Annotated in this window: 12 protein-coding genes; 8 read left to right on the forward strand and 4 right to left on the reverse strand. The window is 56.5% G+C overall.

All coding sequences use genetic code 11. The features are described 5' to 3' along the window. The first annotated feature begins 34 nt into the window (after window positions 1-34). The 8 genes from BN1130_RS15470 (at window position 35) to BN1130_RS15495 (ending at window position 3,040) form a co-directional block, all read left to right on the forward strand. On the forward strand, window positions 35-556 hold the full coding sequence (locus tag BN1130_RS15470; protein WP_042043035.1) for a Mu-Gp12 family protein: 522 nt from the start codon (window positions 35-37) through the stop codon (window positions 554-556). A 108-nt stretch (window positions 557-664) separates the two neighbouring features. Further along, complete coding sequence (locus BN1130_RS15475) at window positions 665-952, forward strand: hypothetical protein (protein WP_042043036.1); 288 nt, start codon at window positions 665-667, stop codon at window positions 950-952. Beyond that, entirely contained in the window at window positions 949-1,392 is a 444-nt protein-coding gene (locus BN1130_RS15480; RefSeq protein WP_084218228.1) for a regulatory protein GemA, read from the forward strand. Before BN1130_RS15475 ends, BN1130_RS15480 begins: the two co-directional genes overlap by 4 nt. Further along, the gene (locus BN1130_RS22340; protein WP_157014029.1) at window positions 1,379-1,621 is read left to right on the forward strand and encodes a hypothetical protein; all 243 of its coding nucleotides are present in this window, start codon (window positions 1,379-1,381) and stop codon (window positions 1,619-1,621) included. The genes BN1130_RS15480 and BN1130_RS22340 overlap by 14 nt, the downstream gene beginning before the upstream one ends. Next, window positions 1,611-1,802 carry a hypothetical protein gene (locus tag BN1130_RS15485; RefSeq protein WP_042043039.1) on the forward strand — a complete coding sequence of 64 codons (192 nt, stop codon included), beginning with the start codon at window positions 1,611-1,613 and terminating at the stop codon, window positions 1,800-1,802. Before BN1130_RS22340 ends, BN1130_RS15485 begins: the two co-directional genes overlap by 11 nt. A gap of 88 nt (window positions 1,803-1,890) precedes the next feature. Next, window positions 1,891-2,130, forward strand: coding sequence for a DinI-like family protein (locus tag BN1130_RS15490; RefSeq protein WP_042043040.1), 240 nt, complete (start codon window positions 1,891-1,893; stop codon window positions 2,128-2,130). 27 nt (window positions 2,131-2,157) lie between these two features. After that, entirely contained in the window at window positions 2,158-2,541 is a 384-nt protein-coding gene (locus BN1130_RS22345) for a hypothetical protein (protein ID WP_157014047.1), read from the forward strand. Then, the gene (locus tag BN1130_RS15495) at window positions 2,534-3,040 is read left to right on the forward strand and encodes a hypothetical protein (protein WP_042043041.1); all 507 of its coding nucleotides are present in this window, start codon (window positions 2,534-2,536) and stop codon (window positions 3,038-3,040) included. The genes BN1130_RS22345 and BN1130_RS15495 overlap by 8 nt, the downstream gene beginning before the upstream one ends. A gap of 53 nt (window positions 3,041-3,093) precedes the next feature. On the opposite strand, the gene BN1130_RS15500 is transcribed toward BN1130_RS15495, so the two are convergent. The 4 genes from BN1130_RS15500 to BN1130_RS22675 all read right to left on the reverse strand — a co-directional run. Then, window positions 3,094-3,309, reverse strand: coding sequence for a hypothetical protein (locus BN1130_RS15500; protein ID WP_042043043.1), 216 nt, complete (start codon window positions 3,307-3,309; stop codon window positions 3,094-3,096). After that, window positions 3,302-3,505, reverse strand: coding sequence for a hypothetical protein (locus BN1130_RS15505; protein WP_042043044.1), 204 nt, complete (start codon window positions 3,503-3,505; stop codon window positions 3,302-3,304). Before BN1130_RS15505 ends, BN1130_RS15500 begins: the two co-directional genes overlap by 8 nt. Beyond that, window positions 3,502-4,347 carry a peptidoglycan-binding domain-containing protein gene (locus BN1130_RS15510; protein ID WP_052448243.1) on the reverse strand — a complete coding sequence of 282 codons (846 nt, stop codon included), beginning with the start codon at window positions 4,345-4,347 and terminating at the stop codon, window positions 3,502-3,504. Before BN1130_RS15510 ends, BN1130_RS15505 begins: the two co-directional genes overlap by 4 nt. Window positions 4,348-4,358: 11 nt before the next feature. Further along, on the reverse strand, window positions 4,359-4,605 hold a 247-nt coding region (locus BN1130_RS22675), incomplete at its 5' end, for a hypothetical protein (RefSeq protein ID WP_042043045.1).

Genomic DNA, 4,605 nt, shown 5'->3' on the forward strand with positions numbered 1-4,605 from the left:
AAGCCCGTTTAAATGACCTTGAAGGAGGCATTCAATGATGCACTATCGCTGTGATGATGTACCGGTATGGCAAGCCTGGTGTCGGTACCAAAAAGAACTCAGTGCGCTGCACAAGGCGGCGCAGGACTTTGCCGAGTCGCTTGATGCCGACCCGGTATACGGGGCGTCTGTCTATGGTCAAATTCTGGTGGGGGTTGTCCCTCGCCATTTTGATGACCGGGCAGACAAGGCACTGTGGAGTGAACCCGGTTACGCCGGGGTGCGTGTCCCCCGTCGCTACGTGCCCAAGGGTCAACTGAAGGACTGCGCCCAGTTACGCGAGCGCTTCCCAGGTGGATGCCCCGCAGTGAACATCGACCGTGCCAGACTGGCCCCTTTGTGGGAGGCACTGGGGGTTGATATGCCTGCGGTTGCCAAGGCTGGCTCAGTCTTCTTTGGCTATGATGGTCAGTTCTATTTCACCACCTTGATGCGCGCCCCAAACGCCACGGTGATTGGTGAGTATGAGTTCACCCAGGCACTGCAGCTGAGTCAATCCACCAGCCCCTCCAGATAGACGCTTTCCCTTTTCTTTACTTCAAATGAGGCACCGTTCGGTGCCTTTTTTTGTTCGCAAATTTGCCGCCACTTTTATATAATTAATTTATGTGGCGGAGGAACATAAATGATTATTGAAAAGCGAAAACCCGGTCGTCCTCGTAAGGAAAAGCCACTGGATGGGCCGACGCGCAGCAAGCGTCTGCGCGCCAAGCGCCTTGAAACGGGCACCAGGGAGCTGCGCTTTGTCGTTGATGGCGACACCGCCACCCTGTTTCAAAGTCTGCGAGAGCGCAGTCAGTTCAGCGTGCGAGAGCAGTCCGAGTTCTTTGCTGCCCTGGTACTAAAGGTGGCCAACAAGCCCTGGTTAGGCACGGACTTCATCCTGCCGATTGAAGAGAAGGAGAACGCATGATGAAGCCAGCAACACTCTATGGCCTTATCCACAAGGGGGCGCAGCTCATGCTGGTCTCATTGGGTGTCGCCCCCAAAGAGATAGATAGCGCATACCGGGACTGGTTACACCGCAAGACCGGCAAGCGCTCGTGCAAGGAGCTGACCTCACCGCAGCTCGACGCCCTGGTGCGCGAGCTCAAGCATGATGGTTGGCTCACCGATTATCGCCCTGGTGGTCGTGCCGATAATCGCCCAACAGATGCCCAATGGCGCAAGCTGGCAGCGTTGTGTCATGAGCTGGATTGGGGTAATGGATTGGATGATCCCGCGCTGGACCGGTTTTGCATGCGCACTGCCCACGTGGCCAGCGCCCGGTTTCTCACCAAAGCCTTAATGAGCCAAGTGATCACTGGCCTGGAGCGCTGGATCGCGGGAGGGCACCCTCATGAGACACATTGACCCGCGCTACGAGATGATATCTCCCTCGACACCGGCGGAGCTGGAGGCGTTACTTAATGAGATGTGGCCAGATCATCGGGTGCCAGCCCATGAATTCCACCAGATGATTGAGATGAACCCGCTGGATATGAGCATTTTGAAGAGCCATCTTGGTCTGGATCGTGCCTGGTACAACACCCACGAACTGGCCGAGTGGATATGGAAACGGAGTAACTATCATGAGCACTGAGTCGACCACCGCACTGCGGGCCAAGCCCTGCCGGGATGTACTGCGCCTGCAAAAGCGGGCAACCCACAACGCCGTCCAGGGCTCGGAGTTCTTCGCGTTCCGGCTATCGAGCTGGTTTGTGTTTGTGCGCGAGCGGCTCGATAACGAGCCTCGGGTGGGTGATCAACTGAGTTTGTTTTAGTGGAAAATGTTTATCACTGGGGCTGGAAATGACAACTGTATGAATATACAGTTGTCATGAAAACACACCGCCACCGGAGCGCCAGAACATGATCCTTCGCATCGTCATCAACAAGCAGCAGAAACTCCCCAACGGCGCAGTGGAAGCACTGCAACGCGAGGCGGCACGTCGCCTGCATCGGCGCTGGCCAGAGCTCACCATTGAGGTGATGCGCGGGCTCAACAATGAGGTGGTGGTCAGGCGCACGACCGACAGCGATAAGGAAGCCATTCTGGAGTTTGTCCAGGAAATCTGGGAAGACCCCGATGCCTGGATGCCAGTGACATGAGATACCACCAATAACAAGGCCCGCACGATGCGGGCCTTGTTTATTTCAGATCTGGTTATGGGAGCCTTGGGAGAAATATCTAGATCATTGACATGTTGTTCATTAGAATCCAGCGCCATATTTATTAACGTTGGGCTCAATATGGAAGCTGAGGTGACAGCATGCACAACCTCTTACATAAATGATTTTGGCGACTTTCTGCTTTCCATGTATGACAAGTCGCCGACTATTACATCCGTTGTTGTGTGTGGGGCAATTATCTATGCGTTTTATAGTCGATGGTTACGCTATCTTGAACGCAAGATAATCCCTTTATCCGTTGAGGATTTTCGCGCCGAAGTTGAAACCGGTAAGCAAATGCGGCAGGGTAACGTTATGAATACAGAAGCAACAGGAGCAAGCGATGAGTGATCTCCAAATTTTTGTATTGGTTGTGGTGTTTTTTGCCTATCACCTGGTGTGCTACCAGGCGGCCCGAAAACAAAAGCGACTGCTCAGCGTGTTGATTAAGGATGTCGTCCACGACAAGTGCGCTACTCAGGATGACCTGGATCGCGCAATGGGGGCTTATCGGTTTTTCGACCAGTGGTGGTTCTGGGTCGTCTGCGCGGTGATGGTGCCGTTCGCCGCATCCGGTCGTCGCCAGGACAAGGGCACTGCGTCGCTTGCCATGCAGCGCTTTGAGGAGGAGTCATTTAAGCTGGCTTTGTACGCCAACCCATTGTCGATGATGTTGTTTAACGTCTGCTCGGTGGTCTGGTTCTTAATGGCCTCGTTGTGGAATATTTTGTGGGTAGCCTTGGCGCTGAGCAACACGCCCGCTTATGCCAACCACGACACCACCTCTGCCCATCGCGTCTCAACACCGCAATATGTGATTGGGCGCCTGAGCGCTCATCACCATCGCTAAAGAGAACTACATAATGAACAAGGCCCGCACGATGCGGGCCTTGTCGTTTTTGACTATGCCTTGGGGCGCGTCGTTGACACCCGAGTGTTGCCGCCTCCTGCCGGCTGGTTGATGATGCAATCTCGCTGCACCGACAAGATCCCCCCACTCGGGGAGTCCGGTTCGCACTGGGCATTGCCGCTGCTGTTGTCGTTTCGGATGTACGTGATGATGCTCGAGCACCCACCCAGCAACCCCACCATCACCAACGCCCCTACCACTCTATTCATCTTCTCGCTCCTGCTTGCACTGCTTGCCTTCGTTGATTTGTACCTTCACCCCAAACGCGGTCTCGGCCACCACCACCGGTGGGCAGCTGCCGTCGCTCCCCGAAACCTGATACTCCACATAGGACGCCGCACACCCACCCAGGAGGCTGGTAAGAAACAGCACCATGGCCACCATCATTGCCTTCAGTGCGCTCATAGCCCGTACTCCTCTGCGTCCAGTGCATCCCAGGTCAGCTGACCCACCACCCCGTCCGCCTGCAGACCATGGGCGCGCTGCCAGCCTTTCACCGCCTCCTGGGTCACCTCCCCAAACACCCCGTCATGGGGCAAGCCCAGCAGCAATTGCAGCTCAATCACGTCCGCACCGCGGCTGCCCACCATGACCTGGTCGCGCACAATGCGCTGCCCGGATGCCAACCGGCCCGCCTCCTCAAACTGGCGGGCATAGCCTGCAATCATCTCCGCCCGATCGGTGCCGTTGATAATGCGCCGCGCGTTCACGTAATCGAACGTCCCGTCCGCGCGGTCATAATCCGAGAGCTGCTTGCCGGTAAACCACCCCTTGCTCATGCCAAACAAGGTGATTTGCGTCGCCACAAACGGGCTCATGGCCATGTCCGGGTGACCCACCAAATCCACCACGCCCTGTTCAAGCTGGGTGTTAAAGCAAAGGGCTGCCGCTTTGGCATAGTTCTCACGCCAGGTCAGTTGCACAAAGCCCCGCCCGTAGTAGGTCTGGCCGGTCTCGGGATCAGGTGTGCCATAGGGGCGCCCAGCCCCTTTGCCGTATTCTTCAATCGGCTGCATGGTTCGGGCCGTTTCGTGGTATGCAGTGGCCAGCGCGTAAGCCAGATGCGTAAGGGGTACGGCATGGCCCAGGTGTGCCATGAGTGCCGGCACGCTGACCAGGTAGCCAGTCCCCTGGGCTTGCTCGGGGCTCAGCGCACCATTGAACAAGGTGGCTGCCGTGCGGGTACGAAATGCCTTGATAGACAGGGCGCGCGGCGTCTGGCCGCAGCGGTAAGTGGGTTGTTTCATTATCCAATCTCCTATCGCCCGCCCGATGACAGTTCGCTGATGACAACCAAATTGATTGCCTCAACCGTCACCCACGGATTTTGATGGCGTGCCAGCGCCTGGTAAGTGAGGGTCGTCGTGCAGCGATACACCCCCTGCAGTTGTTGTCCCAGCCAAGTCAGTGCCTCTGGCACAATGTCGCGCCCCAGCTGGTTTCGCCAGGTGGCTATCATGGCGTTCAATGCCACTTCAAACTGGTTTTGAATGGTGGTGGCCATC

Source organism: Aeromonas rivuli, from assembly GCF_000820045.1.
In the GTDB taxonomy this organism is placed as follows: domain Bacteria; phylum Pseudomonadota; class Gammaproteobacteria; order Enterobacterales; family Aeromonadaceae; genus Aeromonas; species Aeromonas rivuli.

Excerpts from the sequence above, each read along its gene's own strand:
- BN1130_RS15495 (WP_042043041.1), top strand. The coding sequence starts at position 2,534 with ATGAGTGATCTCCAAATTTTTGTATTGGTTGTGGTGTTTTTTGCCTAT.
- BN1130_RS15475 (WP_042043036.1), top strand. The coding sequence starts at position 665 with ATGATTATTGAAAAGCGAAAACCCGGTCGTCCTCGTAAGGAAAAGCCA.
- BN1130_RS15485 (WP_042043039.1), top strand. The coding sequence starts at position 1,611 with ATGAGCACTGAGTCGACCACCGCACTGCGGGCCAAGCCCTGCCGGGAT.
- BN1130_RS15470 (WP_042043035.1), top strand. The coding sequence starts at position 35 with ATGATGCACTATCGCTGTGATGATGTACCGGTATGGCAAGCCTGGTGT.
- BN1130_RS22340 (WP_157014029.1), top strand. The coding sequence starts at position 1,379 with ATGAGACACATTGACCCGCGCTACGAGATGATATCTCCCTCGACACCG.
- BN1130_RS15490 (WP_042043040.1), top strand. The coding sequence starts at position 1,891 with ATGATCCTTCGCATCGTCATCAACAAGCAGCAGAAACTCCCCAACGGC.
- BN1130_RS22345 (WP_157014047.1), top strand. The coding sequence starts at position 2,158 with ATGCGGGCCTTGTTTATTTCAGATCTGGTTATGGGAGCCTTGGGAGAA.
- BN1130_RS15480 (WP_084218228.1), top strand. The coding sequence starts at position 949 with ATGATGAAGCCAGCAACACTCTATGGCCTTATCCACAAGGGGGCGCAG.
- BN1130_RS15505 (WP_042043044.1), bottom strand. The coding sequence starts at position 3,505 with ATGAGCGCACTGAAGGCAATGATGGTGGCCATGGTGCTGTTTCTTACC.
- BN1130_RS15510 (WP_052448243.1), bottom strand. The coding sequence starts at position 4,347 with ATGAAACAACCCACTTACCGCTGCGGCCAGACGCCGCGCGCCCTGTCT.
- BN1130_RS15500 (WP_042043043.1), bottom strand. The coding sequence starts at position 3,309 with ATGAATAGAGTGGTAGGGGCGTTGGTGATGGTGGGGTTGCTGGGTGGG.